The organism is Actinacidiphila sp. bgisy160, from assembly GCF_965342435.1.
In the GTDB taxonomy this organism is placed as follows: Bacteria; Actinomycetota; Actinomycetes; order Streptomycetales; family Streptomycetaceae; genus Actinacidiphila.
Genome location: NZ_CBDRCM010000018.1, coordinates 38,392 through 58,224 on the forward strand (window position 1 = coordinate 38,392; position 19,833 = coordinate 58,224).

Annotated in this window: 21 protein-coding genes; 10 read left to right on the top strand and 11 right to left on the bottom strand. The window is 73.7% G+C overall.

What is annotated here, in order from left to right; translation table 11 throughout:
* Positions 1-89: 89 nt before the first annotated feature.
* The 5 genes from ACRWNP_RS16820 to ACRWNP_RS16840 are packed head-to-tail and all read right to left on the bottom strand — an operon-like array spanning position 90 to position 5,407.
* Positions 90-887 (bottom strand): type III pantothenate kinase, encoded by a 798-nt coding sequence (locus ACRWNP_RS16820; RefSeq protein WP_431962051.1) that lies wholly within the window; start codon positions 885-887, stop codon positions 90-92.
* Positions 887-1,897: a carboxylating nicotinate-nucleotide diphosphorylase gene (gene nadC / locus ACRWNP_RS16825; RefSeq protein ID WP_431962052.1), complete on the bottom strand. Its 1,011-nt coding sequence runs from the start codon at positions 1,895-1,897 to the stop codon at positions 887-889. The genes ACRWNP_RS16820 and nadC overlap by 1 nt, the downstream gene beginning before the upstream one ends.
* On the bottom strand, positions 1,894-3,624 hold the full coding sequence (locus ACRWNP_RS16830) for an L-aspartate oxidase (protein WP_431962053.1): 1,731 nt from the start codon (positions 3,622-3,624) through the stop codon (positions 1,894-1,896). Before ACRWNP_RS16830 ends, nadC begins: the two co-directional genes overlap by 4 nt.
* The gene (panC, locus tag ACRWNP_RS16835; RefSeq protein WP_431962054.1) at positions 3,621-4,475 is read right to left on the bottom strand and encodes a pantoate--beta-alanine ligase; all 855 of its coding nucleotides are present in this window, start codon (positions 4,473-4,475) and stop codon (positions 3,621-3,623) included. The genes ACRWNP_RS16830 and panC overlap by 4 nt, the downstream gene beginning before the upstream one ends.
* Positions 4,472-5,407 (bottom strand): Rossmann-like and DUF2520 domain-containing protein, encoded by a 936-nt coding sequence (locus ACRWNP_RS16840; protein ID WP_431962055.1) that lies wholly within the window; start codon positions 5,405-5,407, stop codon positions 4,472-4,474. Before ACRWNP_RS16840 ends, panC begins: the two co-directional genes overlap by 4 nt.
* 102 nt (positions 5,408-5,509) lie before the next feature.
* Between ACRWNP_RS16840 and ACRWNP_RS16845 the strand changes: the two genes are divergently transcribed.
* Positions 5,510-6,640: a threonine aldolase family protein gene (locus tag ACRWNP_RS16845; RefSeq protein ID WP_431962056.1), complete on the top strand. Its 1,131-nt coding sequence runs from the start codon at positions 5,510-5,512 to the stop codon at positions 6,638-6,640.
* Between the two features lie 148 nt (positions 6,641-6,788).
* On the opposite strand, the gene ACRWNP_RS16850 is transcribed toward ACRWNP_RS16845, so the two are convergent.
* The 3 genes from ACRWNP_RS16850 to cdgB all read right to left on the bottom strand — a co-directional run bounded on the left by ACRWNP_RS16850 (position 6,789) and on the right by cdgB (position 10,492).
* Positions 6,789-7,478: a response regulator gene (locus ACRWNP_RS16850; RefSeq protein ID WP_431962057.1), complete on the bottom strand. Its 690-nt coding sequence runs from the start codon at positions 7,476-7,478 to the stop codon at positions 6,789-6,791.
* 43 nt (positions 7,479-7,521) lie between these two features.
* Entirely contained in the window at positions 7,522-8,715 is a 1,194-nt protein-coding gene (locus tag ACRWNP_RS16855) for a sensor histidine kinase (RefSeq protein WP_431962058.1), read from the bottom strand.
* 133 nt (positions 8,716-8,848) lie between these two features.
* Complete coding sequence (gene cdgB / locus ACRWNP_RS16860; RefSeq protein WP_431962059.1) at positions 8,849-10,492, bottom strand: diguanylate cyclase CdgB; 1,644 nt, start codon at positions 10,490-10,492, stop codon at positions 8,849-8,851.
* 436 nt (positions 10,493-10,928) lie between these two features.
* Here cdgB and ACRWNP_RS16865 point away from each other — a divergent pair, with 436 nt between their 5' ends.
* On the top strand, positions 10,929-11,402 hold the full coding sequence (locus tag ACRWNP_RS16865; protein WP_431962182.1) for a flavin reductase family protein: 474 nt from the start codon (positions 10,929-10,931) through the stop codon (positions 11,400-11,402).
* Between the two features lie 36 nt (positions 11,403-11,438).
* Here the strand turns inward: ACRWNP_RS16865 and arfB are convergent, their stop codons facing one another.
* Positions 11,439-11,873 carry an alternative ribosome rescue aminoacyl-tRNA hydrolase ArfB gene (arfB, locus tag ACRWNP_RS16870; protein ID WP_431962060.1) on the bottom strand — a complete coding sequence of 145 codons (435 nt, stop codon included), beginning with the start codon at positions 11,871-11,873 and terminating at the stop codon, positions 11,439-11,441.
* A 168-nt stretch (positions 11,874-12,041) separates the two neighbouring features.
* Here arfB and ACRWNP_RS16875 point away from each other — a divergent pair, with 168 nt between their 5' ends.
* From ACRWNP_RS16875 to ACRWNP_RS16900, 6 genes are all read left to right on the top strand, one after another.
* On the top strand, positions 12,042-12,617 hold the full coding sequence (locus ACRWNP_RS16875; protein WP_431962061.1) for a TerD family protein: 576 nt from the start codon (positions 12,042-12,044) through the stop codon (positions 12,615-12,617).
* Positions 12,618-12,695: 78 nt separating this feature from the next.
* Positions 12,696-13,244 carry an N-acetyltransferase family protein gene (locus ACRWNP_RS16880; protein WP_431962062.1) on the top strand — a complete coding sequence of 183 codons (549 nt, stop codon included), beginning with the start codon at positions 12,696-12,698 and terminating at the stop codon, positions 13,242-13,244.
* Entirely contained in the window at positions 13,241-13,735 is a 495-nt protein-coding gene (locus ACRWNP_RS16885) for a hypothetical protein (RefSeq protein WP_431962063.1), read from the top strand. Before ACRWNP_RS16880 ends, ACRWNP_RS16885 begins: the two co-directional genes overlap by 4 nt.
* Before the next feature lie 55 nt (positions 13,736-13,790).
* Positions 13,791-14,192, top strand: coding sequence for an SHOCT domain-containing protein (locus tag ACRWNP_RS16890; RefSeq protein WP_431962064.1), 402 nt, complete (start codon positions 13,791-13,793; stop codon positions 14,190-14,192).
* Positions 14,193-14,324: 132 nt separating this feature from the next.
* On the top strand, positions 14,325-15,299 hold the full coding sequence (locus ACRWNP_RS16895) for a zinc-binding dehydrogenase (RefSeq protein ID WP_431962065.1): 975 nt from the start codon (positions 14,325-14,327) through the stop codon (positions 15,297-15,299).
* A gap of 102 nt (positions 15,300-15,401) precedes the next feature.
* Positions 15,402-16,616, top strand: a complete 1,215-nt coding sequence (locus ACRWNP_RS16900; RefSeq protein WP_431962066.1) for a GDSL-type esterase/lipase family protein — start codon at positions 15,402-15,404, stop codon at positions 16,614-16,616.
* Here the strand turns inward: ACRWNP_RS16900 and ACRWNP_RS16905 are convergent.
* On the bottom strand, positions 16,603-17,940 hold the full coding sequence (locus tag ACRWNP_RS16905) for an FAD-binding oxidoreductase (protein ID WP_431962067.1): 1,338 nt from the start codon (positions 17,938-17,940) through the stop codon (positions 16,603-16,605). The two genes, ACRWNP_RS16900 and ACRWNP_RS16905, sit on opposite strands and share 14 nt — an antisense overlap.
* Complete coding sequence (locus tag ACRWNP_RS16910; protein ID WP_431962068.1) at positions 17,937-18,824, bottom strand: LLM class flavin-dependent oxidoreductase; 888 nt, start codon at positions 18,822-18,824, stop codon at positions 17,937-17,939. The genes ACRWNP_RS16905 and ACRWNP_RS16910 overlap by 4 nt, the downstream gene beginning before the upstream one ends.
* Before the next feature lie 64 nt (positions 18,825-18,888).
* On the opposite strand from ACRWNP_RS16910, the gene ACRWNP_RS16915 reads away from it, so the two are divergent.
* Complete coding sequence (locus ACRWNP_RS16915) at positions 18,889-19,257, top strand: winged helix-turn-helix transcriptional regulator (protein ID WP_431962069.1); 369 nt, start codon at positions 18,889-18,891, stop codon at positions 19,255-19,257.
* An 81-nt stretch (positions 19,258-19,338) separates the two neighbouring features.
* A complete protein-coding gene (locus ACRWNP_RS16920) occupies positions 19,339-19,812 on the top strand; it encodes a hypothetical protein (protein WP_431962070.1) in 474 nt (157 codons plus the stop codon).
* Positions 19,813-19,833 lie beyond the last annotated feature (21 nt).

Genomic DNA, 19,833 nt, shown 5'->3' on the forward strand with positions numbered 1-19,833 from the left:
CTAAGCGGACAAAATACGCGTAACCAGATATGGCCGGGCGCGCCGCGAGCGTCCCCCGTACACCTGCCGGGCCGTCAGGTCGTCTGTCGTCAGGTCGTCGACACGTTCCGCTCGTAGACCAGCCGGAGGCCTATCAGGGTCAGCCAGGGCTCGTGGACGTCGATGACCGCCGACTCGCCCAGCACCAGCGGCGCCAGGCCGCCGGTGGCGATGACCGTCACGTCGTCCGGGTCGTCGGCGAGTTCCCGGGCCATCCGCTCGGCCACGCCGTCCACCTGGCCGGCGAAGCCGTACAGGATGCCGGACTGCATCGCCTCGATGGTGTTCTTGCCGATGACGCTGCGCGGGCGGGTCAGCTCCACCTTGCGCAGCTGGGCGCCGCGGGCGCCCAGGGCGTCCACCGAGATCTCGATGCCGGGGGCGATGGCGCCGCCCGCGTACTCGCCGCGCGCCGTGACCGCGTCGAAGGTGGTGGCCGTGCCGAAGTCCACCACGATGCACGGCCCGCCGTAGAGGTGCACGGCGGCCAGGGAGTTGATGATCCGGTCCGAGCCGACTTCCTTCGGGTTGTCGGCGAGAACCGGCACGCCGGTCTTGACGCCCGGTTCGACCAGGACCGCGGGCACGTCACCGTAGTAACGGCGCGTCACCTCGCGCAACTCGTGCAGCACGGAGGGGACCGTGGAGCAGATGGCGATCCCGTGGATGTTGTCACCCAGTTCCTCGCCGAGCAGCGGGTGCATGCCCATCAGGCCCTGCATGAGGACGGCCATCTCGTCCGCCGTGCGGCGCGGGTCGGTGGAGACCCGCCAGTGCTCGACGATCTCGTCCCCGTCGAACAGCCCCAGGACGGTGTGGGTGTTGCCGACGTCGATGGTGAGCAGCATCAGTCCCGCTCCGACCCCTCGGACCGCAGGTCCAGTCCGATGTCGAGGATCGGCGAGGAGTGCGTCAGGGCGCCCACGGCCAGGTAGTCGACGCCGGTCGCGGCGTAGGCGTGGGCGTTGTCCAGGGTGAGCCGTCCGGAGGACTCCAGCAGGGCGCGGCCCGCGACGATGGCGACCGCCTCCTCCGTATCGGAGGGGGTGAAGTTGTCCAGCAGGATCAGGTCCGCGCCCGCCTCCAGGACCTCGCGGACCTGGTGCAGGGTGTCGACCTCGACCTCGATCGCCAGCTCGGGGAACTCGTCGCGGACGGCCTTGAAGGCGGCCGCCACGCCGCCCGCGGCGACCACGTGGTTGTCCTTGACCAGGGCGGCGTCCGACAGCGACATGCGGTGGTTCACGCCGCCGCCGCAGCGGACCGCGTACTTCTCCAGCGCGCGCAGGCCCGGGGTCGTCTTGCGGGTGTCGCGAACCTTCGCCTTGGTGCCCTCCAGCGCGTCGGCCCAGCGGCGCGTGGTGGTGGCGATCCCGGACAGCCGGCACATCAGGTTGAGGGCGCTGCGCTCGGCGGTCAGCAGGTCCCTCGTACGGGTGCGCACCGAGAGCAGCACTTGACCCGCCTCGACCCGGTCGCCGTCCTCGACGTGCCGCTCGACCTCGAACTCGTCGGTGCACACGATGGACAGCACCGCCTCGGCGACCCGCAGCCCGGCGACCACGCCGGCCTCGCGCGCGGTGAAGTCACCGGTGGCCAGGGCGTCCTCGGGAATGGTGGCCACGGTGGTGACGTCCACCCCGCCGTCCAGGTCCTCCTCGATGGCCAGGTGCGCGACGTCCTCGACCAGCACCGGGTCCAGCCCTGCGTCGACGAGCAGCCGCGCCAGGTCGGGGTCGAGACCGCACTCGCTCGGGTCGTGCGCGTAGTCGCCGCCGGAACCGCAGCCGCAGCCGTCGCCGCAGCCACCGCCGCCGGCACCGCCGATCTGCAGGAGGGGGAGGTCGGGCGTGCTCATCGCAGGTGCTCCGTTCCAGGACGGGTCGGTGGGAGGTCCGCTGTGGGGGTGGTGCGGATGGTGAGACTAGTGGGTGCGGCGGGCAGCCCCGCACCACCGGAGGGGAGCCGGACGACGATGTGCCGGCGCCAGTGCGCGTCGTCGCGCCCGGGCCGGTCCTCGCGCCAGTGGCAGCCGCGGGTCTCCTCACGGCGGCGGGCCGCCTCGACCAGGACCCGGGCGACCAGGCAGAGGTTGGTCGCCTCCCAGCTCTCCACGCAGGGCTCGGCCGTCTTGCCGTCGCGTTCCAGCAGCTCCTCGGCGTCGGCGTACATCCGGCTCAGGGCGGCCGCCGCACCGTCCAGACTGTCCGCGCTGCGCAGCACGCCCGCGCCGCGGGTCATGATCCGCTGGATATCGAAGCGGGCCTCGGAGGGCAGCAGCGGGAAGCGGGCCGGGTCCGGGACCACCGGGGGGCCGGGGGCCGCAGGGTGCTCCGCGATGTCGGCGGCGATGCGCTCGGCGAAGACCAGCCCCTCCAGGAGGGAGTTGGACGCCAGCCGGTTGGCGCCGTGCACGCCCGTGCAGGCGACCTCGCCGCACGCGTACAGGCCGGGCACCGTGGTGCGGCCGTGCAGGTCGGTGCGGACGCCGCCGGAGGCGTAGTGCGCGGCGGGGGCCACCGGGATCGGCTGCGTCACCGGGTCGATGCCGTTGGCGCGGCAGGCGGCGAGGATCGTCGGGAAGCGCCGCTCCCACATCCGGGCACCGAAGTGCCGGCCGTCGAGGTACATGTGCTCGGCGCCGGTCTCCTGCATGCGGCGCGTGATGCCCTTGGCGACGATGTCGCGCGGCGCCAGCTCGGCCAGTTCGTGCTGCCCCTGCATGAAGCGCACCCCGTCGGCGTCCACCAGGAACGCGCCCTCCCCGCGCACCGCCTCGGAGACCAGCGGCTGCTGGCCCTCCGCGTCCGGGCCGAGGAAGAGCACCGTCGGGTGGAACTGCACGAACTCCAGGTCCGAGACCTCCGCCCCGGCGCGCAGCGCCAGCGCCACTCCGTCGCCCGTGGACACCGCCGGGTTGGTCGTGGCCGAGAAGACCTGCCCCATGCCCCCGGTGGCCAGCACCACGGCGCGGGCCCGGACGGCGCCGACGCCGTCGCGCTGCCCCTCGCCCATGACGTGCAGGGTGACGCCCGCCGCCCGGCCCTCGGCGTCGGTCAGCAGGTCCAGCACGAGCGCGTTCTCGATGAACTCGATCCTGGCTTCACGCACCGCCTCGATCAGCGCCCGGGAGATCTCCGCACCCGTAGCGTCGCCGCCGGCGTGGGCGATCCGGCGGCGGTGGTGGCCGCCCTCCCGGGTCAGCATGATCTCGCCGGTCGCCTCGCTGGTGTCGAAGTGCGCGCCGGTCGCGATCAGCCGGCGGACGGCGTCGGGGCCCTCGGTGACCAGGGTGCGCACGGCCTCCTCGTCGCAGAGTCCCGCGCCCGCCACGAGGGTGTCGTCCAGGTGCTGCTCCGGGGTGTCGCCCTCGCCGAGGGCGGCGGCGATGCCGCCCTGCGCCCAGCGCGTGGAACCGTCGTCGAGCCGGGCCTTGGTGACGACCGTGACCTTGGCGCCCTGCGCGGCACAGCGCAGCGCGACCGTCAGCCCGGCGACCCCGGACCCGACCACCACCACGTCCGCCTCGTGCGCCCAGCCGGGTGCGGGGGCGTGCAGCCGTATGCCTGTACCTGTGCCGCTCATCGGCGGGCTCCGAACTCCAGGGGAATGTTGTCGATCAGCCGGGTCGTGCCGACCTTGGCGGCGACGGCGAGCACCGCCGGCCCGGTGTGGCCGGGGGCGGCCTCGGTGAAGTCGCGCGGGTCGATCAGGGCGAGGTAGTCCACCGCGAGGCCTTCGCCCTTCTCCAGCACCGTCCGCGCCGCGTCCCGTACGGCGTCCGGCCCGTCGTCCAGCGCGTCGCGGCCCGCGAACAGGGCGCGGGAGAGGGTGAGGGCGATCACGCGATCGCCGTCGGAGAGGTAACGGTTGCGGCTGGACAGGGCCAGGCCGTCCGGCTCGCGGACCGTGGGCACGCCGACGATCTCGGCCGGGAAGTTCAGGTCCGTCACCATGCGGCGGATGAGGGCCAGTTGCTGGGCGTCCTTCTGCCCGTAGAAGGCGACGTCCGGCCGGGTCAGGTGGAGCAGCTTGGCGACGACGGTCAGCATGCCGTCGAAGTGCCCGGGGCGCGAGGCGCCCTCGTAGCCCTCGCCCATCGGCCCGGCGCTGATCCGTACCTGCGGCTGCCCGCCGGGGTAGACCTCGTCGACGGCGGGCGCGAAGACGACGTCCGCGCCGGCCCGCCCGGCGATCTCGACGTCCGCGTCGAGGGTGCGCGGGTAGCGGTCGAAGTCCTCGTTCGGCCCGAACTGCAGCGGGTTGACGAAGACGGTGACGACGACCGTGCCGTCCCCCACCCGCTCGCGGGCGGTCCGCACGAGCGTGGCGTGCCCCTCGTGCAGTGCGCCCATGGTCATGACGACCCCGACCTCGCCGGGCCGGCCCTCGACCGCCTCCCGCAACTCGCTCGCGGTGTGCACCAGCCTGGTCATCGCTTTTCCCCCTCGGCGCCGTCCGCCAGGACGCCCAGCAGTGCCTCCGCGAACTCCGCCTTCAGCATTCCGCCGGCCAGCGCGCGGTCCGCCGTGGCGCGGGCCATCGCGACGTACGGGGCCACCATCTCCGGGGCGTGCAGGCGCAGCTCCGCCAGGTGCGCGGCGACCGTGCCCGCGTCACCGCGGGCCACCGGCCCGGTGAGCGCGGCGTCACCGGAGCGCAGGGCGTTGTCCAGGGCGGCGCCGAGCAGCGGGCCCAGCATCCGGCCGGGCTCGGTGACACCGGAGGCGCGCAGCAGCTCCATGGCCTGGGCGACCAGGGTGACCAGGTGGTTCGCGCCGATCGCCAGGCCCGCGTGGTAGAGCGGACGCGCCGACTCCTCGATCCACTCGGGCTCGCCGCCCATCTCGATCACCAGCGCCTCGGCCGCCATCCGCAGCTCCGCTGGGGCCGTGACACCGAAGGAGCAGCCTGCCAGCCGCTGCACGTCGACGGAGGTGCCGGTGAAGGTCATCGCGGGGTGCAGGGCCAGCGGCAGCGCGCCCGCGCGCAACGCCGGCCCCAGCACGCCGGCGCCGTACCGGCCCGAAGTGTGCACCAGCAACTGGCCCGGCCGTACGGCCCCGGTCTCGGCGAGGCCGGCCACCAGCCCGGGCAGCGCGTCGTCCGGCACGGTCAGCAGGACGAGCTCGGAGCGGGCCAGCACCTCGGCCGGCTCCACGAGCGGCACGTCGGGCAGCAGGGCGGCCGCACGGCGCCGTGAGGCGTCGGACACGCCCGACGCAGCGACCGGGTGGTGCCCGGCGAGTCTCAGCGCGGCCGCGAGCGCGGGACCGACCCGGCCCGCGCCGACGACACCGACCGTGAGCCGCGCGGGGCGGGCCTCCACGTCGGGGGGCAGGGGCCCCTGGTTGTGCGATGCGTTCACGCTGCGCTGGCCTTCCGTTCCAGTCCTCACGGGGGTACCGGACGTTCTCGTCAATGCTACGCGAATGTTTCGCGGCGCCCTCCGGGGCGGCAGGATCGGTCCATGACCTCTGCCGATGACGAGAAGGCGCGGCGCATCGCCGCCGTACGCTCCTGCGACCGGGTGCTGTCCCACGGGAAACCCGCCACGATGCGGGAACGGCTGGCGCGGCTGGCCGGACGGGAGGGTCTGGACGGCCCCCTGGACATGTACGGCGACGGGATCGTCGCCGAGCTGGAGCAGCGCGTGGCCGGGTTGCTCGGCACGGAGGAGGCCGTCTGGTTCCCCACCGGGACGATGGCCCAGCAGGTCGCCCTGCGCTGCTGGGCGGGCCGCACGGGCAACCCGGTGGTCGGGCTGCACCCGCTGGCCCACCCCGAGGTGCACGAGCGCGGCGCGCTGGCCGCGCTGAGCGGACTGCGGACCGTCCACCCCACCACGGCCCGCCGGATACCGGACGCGGACGAAGTGCGCGGCATGGACGAGCCCTTCGGCACGCTCATGCTGGAACTGCCGCTCCGGGACGCCGGATTCGTCCTCCCCACCTGGGACGAGCTCACCGCCACCGTGGCCGCGGCGCGGGAGCGCGACGCCGTCGTCCACTTCGACGGCGCCCGCCTGTGGGAGTGCCCGCCGCACTTCGGGCACCCCCTGGACGAGATCGCGGCGCTCGCCGACAGCGTGTACGTCTCCTTCTACAAGTCCCTCGGCGGCGTCTCCGGCGCCGCGCTGGCGGGCCCGGCCGACCTCGCCGCCGAGGCCCGCACCTGGCGGCACCGCTACGGCGGGCTCGTCTTCCAGCAGTGGCCCGCGGTGCTGGCCGCGCTCGACGGGCTCGACCACGAGTTGCCGCGCCTGCCGGAGTACGTGGCCCACGCGAAGATCGTCGCGGCGGCCCTGCGGGACGCGCTCGCGGGGACGGGGTGGGTCCGGGTACACCCGGAGGTGCCGCACACGCACCAGTTCCAGGTGTGGCTCGCGGAGTCCCCGGACGTCCTCAACGAGGCCGCGGTGCGGCAGGCCGAGGAGACCAAGACGGCGCTCTTCGGGCGCTGGGCGGGGGCGGACGTGCCGGGAGTCGCGATGACGGAGGTCACGGTGGGGGCGTCGGCGCTGGAGTGGGACGCGGCGGCGGTCGCCGACGCGGTGGCGGACTTCGCGCGCTTCCTCGCGGGGGTTCGCGCCGACGCGTGACGTTGCGTGCGGCGCCCCGACCGGTGACCGCCTCGCGGGGGGTGCGCGAGGGGGGAGCGGGAGGGCGGGAGGGTGCCCGCCGCAGGCGCGAACGGCCCGCACACGGCAACCGGACCGCAACCACCACCGCGCCGCACACGCGGCACGCTCAGGCGCCGCCGCTGCCCGCGCGGACCAGGCCCGTTTCGTACGCGAGGACGACCGCCTGCACCCGGTCCCGCAGATCCAGCTTCGTGAGGATACGCCCGACATGCGTCTTCACCGTCGCCTCGCTGAGCACCAGCTTCGCCGCGATCTCCCCGTTCGACAGCCCCTGGGCGACCAGCATCAGCACCTCGCGCTCGCGGTCCGTCAGCCGGTCCAGCTCCTTGTGCGTCGGCTGGCTCGCGCTCGGCAGCAGCGGGGTGAAGCGGTCGAGCAGGCGCCGGGTGGTGCTGGGGGCGACGACCGCGTCGCCGCTGTGGACCGCGCGGATCGCCGTGAGCAGCTCGTCCGGCGGGACGTCCTTGAGCATGAAGCCGCTCGCGCCGGCCTTCAGGGCGGAGAAGGCGTACTCGTCGAGGTCGAAGGTGGTCAGGATGAGCACTCGCGGGCCGCCGTCGTCGGGGGTGCGGTCGGGGGCGCCGCAGATCTGGCGGGTGGCCTCGACGCCGTCCAGGCGGGGCATGCGGACGTCCATGAGCACCACGTCCACCGGGGTGGTGCGCAGCGTCTCCACGGCCTGGGCGCCGTCCCCGGCCTCGGCGACGACCTCCATGTCGGGCTGGGCCTGCAGCACCATGCGGAAGCCGGTGCGCAGCAGCACCTGGTCGTCGACGAGCATCACGCGGATCGCCATGGGTCGGGTCCTCTTTCCCTTTGCCTGTGGTCGGTTGTTCCCGCTAGCGGGACGCCTTCACCGGGAGCACCGCGTTGATGCGGAAGCCCCCGCCGGGGCGGGGCCCGGCGTCCAGGGTGCCGCTGACCATGCCGACGCGTTCGCGCATACCGATGAGTCCCTGGCCCTGGCCGTCCTCGCCGCCGCCTTCGTAGAGCTCCTGCTGGGCGCCGCGCCCGTCGTCCTCGATGAGGAGGCTGAGGTCGCTGTCGCCGAAGGTGAGGCGGACCGTGGCGCGCGCCTCGGGCCCGCCGTGCTTGCGGGTGTTGGTGAGCGCCTCCTGGACGATGCGGTACGCGGTGAGCTCGACGCCGCTGGCGAGCGGCCGGGACTCCCCCTCGAGCTCGAAGGCGACCGGCAGGCCGGCGCCCCGGACCTGCTCTATGAGGTCGGTCAGCTGGTCGACGCCCGGCTGCGGCACGTACTCCCCGCCACCGTCGTCGCCGGCCCGCAGCACCCCGAGCAGGCGGCGCATCTCGGTGAGTGCCTGGCGGCCGGTGGTGGAGATGGTCTCCAGGGCCTGCTTGGCCTGCTCGGGGGAGGCGTCCAGCACATAGGCGGCGCCGTCGGCCTGGACGACCATGACGGAGACGTTGTGGGCGACGACGTCGTGCAGTTCGCGGGCGATCCGGGCACGTTCGGCGGCGACCGCGGCCTTGGACTGGGCCTCGCGTTCGCGCTGCAGGCGGGCGGCGCGCTCCTCCAGTTCTGCGTAGTAGGCGCGACGCGTGCGCAGGCTGTCGCCGATCACCCAGGCCAGCAGGAAGGGGACGGCGAGGAAGACGGTCGCGACGGCGTCGGCCCAGTGGCCCTCGCTCTCGTTGGGCCAGCGCAGCGTGGAAATGGTGGAGGCGCACAGGCCGCCGACGAGGGCGAGCCGGGACGCCCAGCGGGCACCGTTGGCCGCGACGGTGTAGATGATCACCAGCATGGCGAAGTCGCCCGGGTTGACCTGGACGTCCAGCACCAGCTGGAGCGCGCCGACGAGGACGGCGAGCAGCAGCATCTTCTCCGGCATGCGGCGGCGCAGCGCGATCACGGCGGACAGTGCGAGCGCCAGCGGCAGGGCGGCGACCCGGGTGTGCGCGTGCCTCGCGTCGGCGGCGATCCACAGCGAGGACAACCCGAGCAGGACGAGGGCCCAGAAGGTGTCGACCCAGGTCGGGTGCCTGCGGAGGAAATCGTAGAGACGCTGCACGTAACCCAGCGTAGGCATCCCGGATGCGTGCGGGAGTCAACCGGAGGAGCGATCCGGGGTACTCCCCAAGGTGGACCCGAGCCCTCCGTCGAGGAGGAGGCGCGGGGCCGCCCGGGGTGCGTCCGCCGCGCGGTCAGCCCGCGGCGCGGCGGTGGCTGCGGGTGCCGTTGCGGGAGCGCTTCTCGATGTACATGCGCTGGTCCGCGGATTGCAGCACCTCGTCCGCGGTCATGCCGCAGCCGGCCCATCCGATGCCGAAGCTGGCGCCGACCCGGACCGCTCGGCCCTCGAAGCGGATCGGCGGGATGATCGCGTTGCGCAGGCGGACGGCGAGGTCCTCGGCGTCCTCCCGGCCCAGGCCGTCGGCGAGGACGACGAACTCGTCGCCGCCCAGCCGGGCCACGGTGTCGCCGTCGCGCACCGCGCTGGTGAGGCGGCGGGCGACCTCGATGAGCACGGCGTCGCCCGTGTGGTGGCCGAAGCGGTCGTTGATCGACTTGAACCCGTCCAGGTCGCAGAAGAGGACGGCGAGGCCCTTGCCGTCGGCCTCGTCGGACGGCGGGACGGTGTGGGTGTGGTGGTCGAAGCCGCTCAGCCGGGCGGCGCTCTCGACCGGGTCGTAGTCGTAGGTGTAGGCGAACTCGTCGGCGCCCGCGTGGGCGGCGGTGTGGCCGTCGGCGTCCGGGGCCTGCGGACGCGCGCAGATCTTTCCGGACAGCCGGGCGCGCAGCTCGGCACTGTTGGGCAGTCCGGTGAGCGAGTCGTGGCTGGCGCGGTGGGCGAGGGCGAGTTCGCGGCCCTTGCGCTCCTCGATGTCCTCGACGTGGGTGAGCAGGAAACGCGGCCCGTCGGCGGTGTCGGCGACCACGGAGTTGCGCAGGCTGACCCAGACGTAACTGCCGTCGCGGCGCTGCAGCCGCAGTTCGGCGCGGCCGCCCTCGGCGCTGGTGCGCAGCAGGACGCCGACGTCCTCGGGGTGGACGAGGTCGGAGAAGGAGTGGCGGCGCAGCACCGCGGCCGGACGGCCGAGCAGCCGGCACAGCGCGTCGTTGGTGCGGACCAGCTTGCCGTGCTGGTCGCCGCCCATCTCGGCGATGGCCATGCCGCTGGGGGCGTACTCGAAGGCCTGCCGGAAGCTCTCCTCGCTGGCCCGCAGCGCCTGCTGCTCGCGTTCCAGACGCACCAGGGCGCGTTGCATATTTGCACGTAGACGCGCGTTGCTAATGGCGATGGCGGACTGGAAGGCGTACATCTGCAGGGCCTCGCGGCCCCACGGGCCGGGCCGGCGGCCGCCGACGGGACGGTCGACGGAGATGACGCCGATCAGTTCGCCGCCACCGGCCGGATTGGCGTGCATGGGGGCGAGGAGGCGGTCCTCGGGATGCCACTCGTCGGGGAAGCGGGGCAGCGGGCCGTCGCCGGGCCAGCTGGGAACGTCGTCGCCGTCCAGGACCCAGCCCTCGTGGTGGGGTATGAAGCGCAGGGTGCCCCAGCGCTCCCCCATGGTGAGCCGGCGTTCCCAGGAGGCGCGCGAGCCGACCCGGCCGGCCATCAGGGCCTCCGCTGCAGCGCTCCCGGCGACGGCGGCGACGACCAGGTCACCGTCCGGACGGACGAGGTTGACCACGGCCAATTCGAAGCCGAGGCCCCTGACGACGCCGTCGGCCACGGCCTGCAGGGTGTCGGCGAGGCTGCGCGCGCAGTTGAGGTCCGCCACGACCTGGTGCACCTGGCGCAGGGTCGCGAGGCGGACATACGGCTCCGACTCGGTGTCCATGCGCTCTCCCCGGGCCCTCGACGACAACTCCTGAGACTGCTTGTGGTCCGTTGTGGTCCAATTCCCACCGCAACTGAATCACAGCGAGCAGTTCGACCGGTACACAGGGTCAACAATTCATGCCCCTTGTGACTCAAGTCACATCTGATTGTCGTGTTCCGATCACGCAGCGTAGAGCAGGCCGGTACTTTCCCTTCACCCATTGAACACAATCGAGCAGGTGAGCGGGGGTTGCACGACCGGAAGCGGGTATGGCCGGGAGGTCCTAGGACCTGGCTCGATCCGAAGTCCGATGCGGATGTTCCGGCAGTCCGGCTAGCGTCGGGGCGTGTCACAGTCAATCACCTCCGCGCCCCGCATCCCGCATCCTGGGACCGTGCCCGACGGTTCCGAGCCACCCCTCCCCGGCGTGGACAGCGATGCCTTCCGCGCCACCATGAGCCGCCTCGCCGCGGGGGTGGTCCTGGTGACCGCCCACGACCCCGAGGACGGCCCGCGGGGCGAGGACGTGGGCATGACCGCGACCGCCTTCGTCTCGGTCTCGCTGGAGCCGCCCCTGGTGATGGTGAGCCTGCGCGAGGGATCCCGCATGGACGAGTTGCTGGAGCGTCGGCGCCGCTGGGCGGTGTCCGTGCTGAGCGAGAGCCAGCGGCACATCGCCGGTCGCTTCGCCCTGCGCGGCCGCATCAGCGACCGGCTGCTCTTCGAGGACGTCGCCTACTACCGCGGTGAGGTCTCGGGCGCGCCGATTCTCGGCGGCGGCCTGGCCGTGCTCGAGTGCGAGACCGAGCAGCGCGTCCCGGCCGGTGACCACACCCTGGTGATCGCCCGCGTGCTCACCGCGCGCACCCCCAGTGCGGACGGCGCGCCGCTGCTGTACTTCCGGGGCCGCTACCGACACCTCGGCTGAGGCGCGCGGCCGGGCCGCGCGGGACGCCGCCAGGGCTCAGGACCAGCCCCGCGGGTCGCGGCCGCGCTTGGTCTCGCCGCGGCGCTTCTTCTCCTTCAGCCGCCGCTCGTTGATCCCGCGCGGGATCTTCGTGGGCCTGCGCGCCTTGGGCGGCGGCGCCGTCGCCTCGGCGAGCAGCACCGCCAGGCGCGTCATCGCCGCCTCCCTGTTGCGCCACTGCGAGCGGTGCTCGGAGGCCCGTACCACCAGGACGCCGCCCACCAGGCGGGAGGCGAGCCGCTCCAGGGCGCGCTTCTTCCACACCGCGGGCAGCGACTCGGAATTGGCGAGATCGAATCGCAGCTCGACCTGGCTGTCGGAGGTGTTCACATGCTGGCCGCCCGGTCCGGACGACCGGGAGAAACGCCACGTCAGCTCGGCCTCCGGCAGGGAGACCGAGCCGCGGACGACGAGAGGGGGCGGCCCGGACATGCCTCCCATGATCCCGCCGACGGCCGCCGGAGTCACAGGATTTTCCGGGACATGGCACTGGAGGCGGTTTTCGCCGCAAAGGAACCGTGCCGCCCTCTCACGACGTTCTCCCCTGTGAAGGTAGCGTCGTCGTCGGCACGAATGACCGACATCACGGAGGGGACTCCCATGGCTGTAAGCCTGTCGAAGGGCGGCAACGTCTCGCTCACCAAGGAAGCACCGGGCCTGGCGGCCATCACGGTGGGCCTGGGCTGGGACGTGCGCACCACCACCGGCACCGACTTCGACCTCGACGCGAGCGCCATCGCGCTCAACCCGAGCGGCAAGGTCTACGCGGACGCCTACTTCGTCTTCTTCAACAACAAGCAGACGCCGGACCAGAGCATCGTCCACACCGGCGACAACCGCACCGGCGAGGGCGCGGGCGACGACGAGGCGATCAACGTCAACCTGGCCGCACTGCCCGCCGACGTCGAGCGCATCGTCTTCCCCGTCTCGATCTACGACGCCGAGACCCGCAGCCAGAACTTCGGCCAGGTCCGCAACGCCTACATCCGCATCGTCAACCAGGCCGGCGGCGCCGAGATCGCCCGCTACGACCTGAGCGAGGACGCCGCCACCGAGACCGCCATGGTCTTCGGCGAGCTCTACCGCAACGGCGCCGAGTGGAAGTTCCGCGCGGTCGGTCAGGGCTACGCCTCCGGCCTGGCCGGCATCGCCACCGACTTCGGTGTCGGGATCTGACGCCGAGGGCCCCCGAGAGCCTGACGAACCCCAGTCAATAAGGCGCCCCATGCCCCGCAAGCGACTAGCGTGCGGGGCATGCTGGTGCTCGAACCCCTCGTCCCGGTGGACGGCTCCCTCCCGCCCGGCGTCCTCGCCGGGTTGACGCAGCTGTACGCCTCGAACCCCGGCTTCCACCGCGCCACCGGCGACTTCCCCGACCCCGAAGCCGTCTCCGCGGAGCAGGTCGCGAGCAGCGTCAACGCCGAACTGACCCACCCGGCCGCGGAAGTGCTGCTCGCCCGCGACGACGCCGACGGGAGCCTGGCCGGTCTCGCCGTCACGCTCGCCGAGCACCCGGATCCCCTCGACCCGTACCCCTGGATCGGCCTGCTGATGGTGCACGGCGGCCGGCACCGCTCGGGCCTGGGACGCCAACTCGCCGGGCTGGTCGAGGAGCGGCTGAGCGCGCAGGGACGGGACGGCGTGCGCCTGGCGGTGCTCGACGCCAACCCGGGAGCACTGGCGTTCTGGCGGACGCTCGGCTACCGCGTGATCGATCATCGCGAGGACCGGCAGATGGGCCGCCCCTGCTCCGTCCTCCACAAGGACCTGCCGTCGGCGCCGCCGCGTACCATCGGCGAGTGATCGACCTCGGCTACTCGCTCTCCCGCCGCTTCCCCGACCCCCCGCAGACCGACTACCGCACCGCCGGCGTGCGGGCGCTGCGCCACGACCTGTTCTGCGGGGACGTCTACCTGGCGGACGTGTCGGCCGACCGTGAACTGTCCACAGCCTGGGGATGGGTGCCGGTCCTGGACTTCGCGTGGGCGCTGTGCGACATCGTCGAACAGCTGGACCGCGACCCGCTCGGCAGCCGCTCCGCCCGCCCCCAGTACGCCGAGCTGGACTTCACCGAGTCCACGGACCGGATCCGCTTCCAGCGCCGCTTCGGCTTCGTGGACGTCAGCGCCGACTGGGCGCCGGACGAGCGGCCGCTCTCGCTCGCCCACGCCGAGCTGCGCCGCGAGGCCCGCGACTTCCTGCACGACCTGATCGCCGACCTGACCGACATGCACGAAGGCCTGGACGCCAACCCCGTGATCTGGGACCTGGCCGCGCGTTTCCCCCGGCTGTAGCCCGAACGGCGCAAGCCCGCGTGCGGGACCCGTTCGGCCGCCGTCCACTTGGGGCATGGACGACTACCCTCTGCTGAACCTCTTCTGGACGATGCTCCTGATCTTCTGCTGGGTACTGTGGTTCTTCCTGCTCTTCAGGATCATCGGGGACCTCTTCCGGGACCACACGGTCGGCGGCTGGGCCAAGGCCGGCTGGATCATCGTGCTGATCTTCCTGCCCTTCATCGGCGTGCTGATCTACGTGATCGCCAGGGGCAAGGGCATGGCCGAACGCGACCAGAAGCAGGCGAAGGAAATGGACGCGGCCTTCAAGCAGTACGTGAGGGAGGCCGCCAAGGGCGAGGGCGGAGCGGCGGGCGGCAACGTCGACCAGCTCTCCAGACTCGCCGAGCTCAAGAGCCAGGGCCACATCACCGAGGAGGAGTACACCAAGGCGAAGGCGAAGCTCCTCGCCTGACCCGCCCGATCTGCTCGGCGTGGGCGACCGGGCGGCCAGCGCGACTGCTTGACCTCAACCCCGCTTGAGGTTGAACAGTGGGCGGTGCGGATCATCCGACCGCCCACTGTTCCGTGTCCAGGGGGAAGCACCGTGCACGCCATCCGTCTCCACGCGTTCGGCCCGGCCCAAAACCTGAGCTACGAGAGGACCGCGGACCCGGAGCCGGGGCCCGGCGAGGTGCGCATCGCCGTCGCCGCCGCCGGCGTTCACGTGATCGACACCGCCATCCGCTCCGGCGACCCCAAGGGCCCCTACCCGCTGCCCGAACTGCCCACGGTCCCGGGCCGCGAGGTGGCCGGCACCGTGGAGGCCGCCGGGGAGGGCGTCGGCCCCGAGTGGCTCGGCCGGCGCGTCGTCGCCCACCTGGGCATGGTGCCGGGCGGCTACGCCGAACTCGCCGTCACCGCCGTCGAGAAGCTCCACGTACTGCCGGACGGCCGGGACGCCGCCGAGGCCGTCGCCATGATCGGCACCGGCCGCACGGCCATGGGCATCCTGCGCCAGGCACCGCTCGGCCCGGCCGACACGGTCGTGGTCACCGCGGCGGCGGGCGGGCTGGGCAGTCTGCTGGTACAGGCGGCGCACAACGCGGGCGCCGCCGTCCTCGGCCTCGCGGGCGGGCCGGCCAAGACCGCGCGCGTCCTGGAGCTGGGCGCGGACGCCGCCGTCGACTACTCCGCCGAGGGCTGGACGGGCACGGCCCGGGCGGCCCTGGGCGGGCGGCCGGGCACCGTCGTCCTCGACGCGGTCGGCGGGGACCTCGGCCGTGGGGCGGTGGACCTGCTGGGCCCGGGCGGACGGCACGTGGTCTACGGCTGGGCGTCCGGCGGGCCACTGGAATTCACGCCCGCGGAACTGACCGCGCGCGGCATCACCTCCGGGGTCGTCCTCGGTCCGGCCATGCTGCGGATCGGCCTGCGGACGCTGGAGGAGGAGGCCCTCGCCGCGTGGACGGCCGGGCGGCTGACCCCCGTCGTGCAGCGCTTCCCGCTCGCCGAGGCCGCCGCCGCGCACACGGCCCTGGAGGGCCGGGGCACGATGGGCAAGGTCGTCCTGGTCCCGTGAAGGCCTGCCGGTGCCCATGCCCATCGGCGCGGGCGCGGCGCCGGGCGTGGGATCCGATGGCGCGGCCGTGTGCCCACGGCTCGTCCCGGGCAGGGAGAAAACGTGACAACAGCGACGCACGCCCTGCGCCCGGTCCCACTGACCGGGGGCCCGGTGGAGATCCGCGGCGCGCTCGACCTGGAGCGGACGATCGCCGGACTGCTGCCGCGCCGTCTCCCGGCCTGGACGCGCGCGCAGTACCCGGACGTCTTCATGGACGAGATGACCGCCCTGCCCTCCGGCGTACGGCTGGCGTTCCGCACCGCGGCCCGGGTGGTCGAGCTGGAGCTGCTGACCTCGGTCTGGCAGCTGGCGGGGACCTCGGAACCACTGCCCGCCGGGGTCGTCGACCTGGTCGTCGACGGCAGGCGGGCCGGCAGCGCCCCCGCCCCGCCCGGGGACGTGCTCCACAAGCCGGACCTCTTCGCCGAGCCCTCCCGGCGCGAGCCGGGGGCGCCGGGGCGGGTCCGGTTCCGCGACTTGCCCGGCGGCGAGAAGGACGTCGAGCTGTGGCTGCCGCAGCAGACCCGCACCGAGCTGGTCGGGCTGTGGGCCGACGCCGACGTGCTGCCGCCGCGCCCGACCGGCCGGCGGCGCTGGATCCACCACGGCAGCTCCATCAGCCACTGCGCGGCGGCGGAGTCCCCGACCGCCACCTGGCCCGCGCTGGCCGCGGCCCTGGCCGGGGCCGAACTGCTCAACCTGGGGCTCGGCGGCAACGCCATGCTCGACCCGTACGTCGCCCGGACCATCCGGGACCTGCCGGCCGACCTGATCAGCCTCAAGCTGGGCATCAACATCGTGAACCGGGACGCCTTCCGGCTGCGCTCCTTCGGCCCGGCGGTGCACGGCTTCCTCGACACCGTCCGCGACGGTCACCCGGACACGCCGCTGCTGGTCGTCTCGCCCATCAGCTGCCCGATCGTGGAGACCACCCCCGGCCCCACCGCGCCCGACCTGTCGGCCCCCGTCCCGCGAGTGGTGGCCATGGGCTCTCCCGCGGACGTCCCCGGCGGCGCGCTCACGCTCACCGTCATCCGTGCCGAGCTCGCCCGGATCGTCGCCGCCCGGGCCGCCTCCGGCGACCGGAGACTGCACTATCTGGACGGCCGACGGCTGTTCGGGCCCGGCGACGTCGCCGACCTGCCCGACGACCTGCACCCCAACGCCGCGGGCTACCGACGGATGGGCCGGCGCTTCGCGGCACTGGCCTTCGGGCCCGGCGGGCCGTTCGCGGAGCGCCGCCGGCCCGGCCCCGGCCCGGTCAGCCGGGGGTGAGCGGGCGCAGGACGCCGTCCGGGTCGTGGCGCCGCCACAGCTCGCGCACCCGCACGCCGGTGGCGCCCGGGTAGGCGCGGCCGAAGACGCCGGGGCCGGTGCCGCTCTCGAAGTTCACGTAACTGCCGGTTCCGAGCTCACGCACCGGCTCCCACAGGCGGTGCAGGTCGTCCGGCCCGTGCGGCGGGAAGAGGTTGCCCTGCGCCAGGACCTGCTGGGTGCGGTGGGCGTAGGCGGTGGCGCCGGCCGGGACGTCGTTGATCGCGCCCCCGAGCGAGCGCAGCTGGACGAAGGCCGGCCGCCGCCGGTCGCCGGCCGTCGCCATGACGGCGCGCGCCGCGTCCCGGTCCATGGCCGGCAGCAGCGAGTTGGTGCTCACCACGGGCTGCTGGCCGGTGTTCGCGTGCTGGTGGGCGGTGGAGACCAGCGCGGTGTACGGGGCCAGTTGCGCGGTCGCCTGGAGCGGCCGGTGCCGCCCGGCCAGCAGGGGGCCGAGGGTTTCACGAACGCGGCCGGGGTCGTCGTCGGCCGTGGCGACGGTGACGGACAGCGCCAGGGCGGACCCGTTGGACAGGATGTGGGCGGCGGAGGTGAGCGTGCGGGGGGCCGCGGCCATCGCGGCCGCCCACTGCGCGAGCGCCCCGCCCGCAGGGTCGGCCTCGAAGACCAGCTGGGCCACACCGATGTCCCCCAGCTCCATCGCCTCGATCTCGAAGGCGGTCACGATCCCCACGCCCGCACCCGCCCCGCGCACCGCCCAGAACAGGTCCGGGTGGTGCGTGGCGTCGGCGCGCAGGGCGGTCCCGTCGGCCAGGACGAGCTCGACGGCGCGGACGCGGTCGACGGTGAGCCCGTACGTACGGGCGAGCCATCCGATGCCGCCCGCGGTGGCCAGGCCGCCCGCCGCCACGTTGCCGTGGTCGCCCGAGCTGACGGCCAGCCCCTGGGCCGCCAGCGCGACGGCCACCCGGCCCCAGCGGGCGCCCGCCCCGACCCGCACCAGGCGGGTCGCGCGGTCCAGGACGCGCACCTCGTCGAGCCCGGACAGGTCGATGACGACGCCGCCGTCGTTGGACGACCGGCCGGACAGCCCATGTCCGCCGGAGCGCACAGCGACGGGCAGTCCCTGAGCCCGGGCCGCGGCGAGGGCGTCAGCGATGTCGCCGGGCCCGCGCACGAGGACCACGGCGCCGGGGTGGGCGACGGTGGTGTAGGTGGAACGCAGCAACGGGTAGCGGGGGTCACCGGGGAGCACGGTCCGCTCCGCCAGGGCGGCGGGCACCACGAAGGCGGCGGCCGGGGCGGCGCCGTGGCCGGGCGTCATCGGGCCACCCGCTCGCGGACGGCCGGCACGACCTCGCCGGCGAAGACCTCCAGTTGCTGCCGGTGCGCCGTGACGGGCCAGAAGACGAAGGTGTCGAAGCGCAGCACGGTCGCCCACTCGGCGAGGGTGTCCGCCCACCGGCCGGCGTCCCCGTTGAGGCCGGGGGCGCCGGAACCGCCGATCACGCCGATCACGTTGTAGATGCGGCGGACACGCGCGGGATCCCGCCCGGCGGCGCGGGCCGCCTCGTCGACGATCCGCTGGCGCTCCGGCACCTCCTGGGGCGGCACGTAGATGTTCAGCGGCGAGATCCAGCCGTCCGCGGCCCGGCCCGCGACCGCCAGCATCCGCGGCCGCTGCCCGCCGAGCCACACCTCGACCCGGCTCGGCGGCACCGGGCCTGCCTGGTAGCCCGGCACCGTGAGGACCTCGCCGCGGTGCCGTACGGGCCCGCCGTCCAGGGCGGTCCGCAGCAGCCGCAGCGACTCCTCGGTGTACGTCACCACCTGGCGGGGCGGCATTGGCGGCGCCCCCATCGAGCCGATCGCCTCCGGTATCCCGCCGCCGCCCACGCCCAGCTGGAAGCGGCCGCCGGAGGCCGCGGCCAGGCTGGCGGCGGTCTTGGCCAGCATGGCCGGGGGCCGCAGCCGGAGGTCGGCGACGTCGGTGAAGACGGAGATGCGCGAGGTGCGGGCGGTGACGAGGGCGGACAGCGTGAGCGCGTCGAGGTGCCCGGGCTGGTACGGGTGATCCTGCAGGGCGAGCAGGTCCAGCCCAGCGGCGTCCGCGGCGGCGGCCAGTTCCAGCGTCTCCGGGAGGCGGCCGGCGTCCGGGTCGAGACTCAGTCCGAAGCGGAGCCGCTGTGCACGGTCGGTGGTGTCCATGGCTTCAGCGTCGGGGGACCGGGGCCTTCGACAAAGAAGAGGGTTAGCCACTAATCTCCGATAAGTGACTTCTCGCGACATCACCGCACCCGACATCGACGCCGAGGCCTGCACCGCCTTCCAGGCCGTCCTCGAGCAGGTCGGCCGGCGCTGGACCGGCGCCGTCCTGCTGGCCGCCGCACGCGGCGCCCGGCGCTTCACCGACTACCGCCGCATGGTGCCGGGCATCTCCGACCGGCTGCTCTCGCAACGCCTCAAGGAACTGGAGACCCTCGGCCTCGTCAGCCGCGAGGTCATCCCCAGCACCCCCGTGCAGATCCACTACCACCCCTCCGCACGCGGCACCGAACTCCTCGCCGCCCTCGAACCCCTCACCGCCTACGGACTGCGTCACGCGCCCGAAGCGCGGCCCGCGGCCGCCGAGGCCGACTGACCCTCCCACCGGGTGGACGGCGGCAACAGCGTCGGCCAAACTGCGTCGGCGATCATGCGCCGACGAGGGGTGGGGAGTTCGATGGAGCGCGTCCGTTTCCGGCTGACCTGGTACCAGAGGGTGATGCCGCTGCTGCCCGGCGCCGCCGTCGTCACGGTGTTGGCAATCGCCGCACCGCTGCTCTCCCCCACCTCGCCCGGCCCCGGCTTCGCGTTCCCGGTGAGCCTGTGGCTCCTCGTGCTGCCGGTGGGGCTGCTCAGCTCCGCACGATCCGGGGTCACGCTCACCCCATCGACCGCGGTGGTGCACAACCTGCGGCGCAGGACGATTCGCTGGGCGGACGTCCAGGGCATCTGGGTCGAGTCGAGCATGGGCGTGCGGCGGGTGGTGATCTGCGAGGCGGGCGGCCGCGTCACCCGCCTGCGTGCGCCCGTCACCGGCTTCATGAGCCAGGACGCCGCCTTCGAGGAGAAGTTCCGGACCATCGGCGAATGGTGGCTGCGCCACCGCGGCCCGGACTGGGCTCCCCTGCCCCAGCCCTGGCCGAGTTGGTGAGCCGCCTCCACCAGCCCCGCT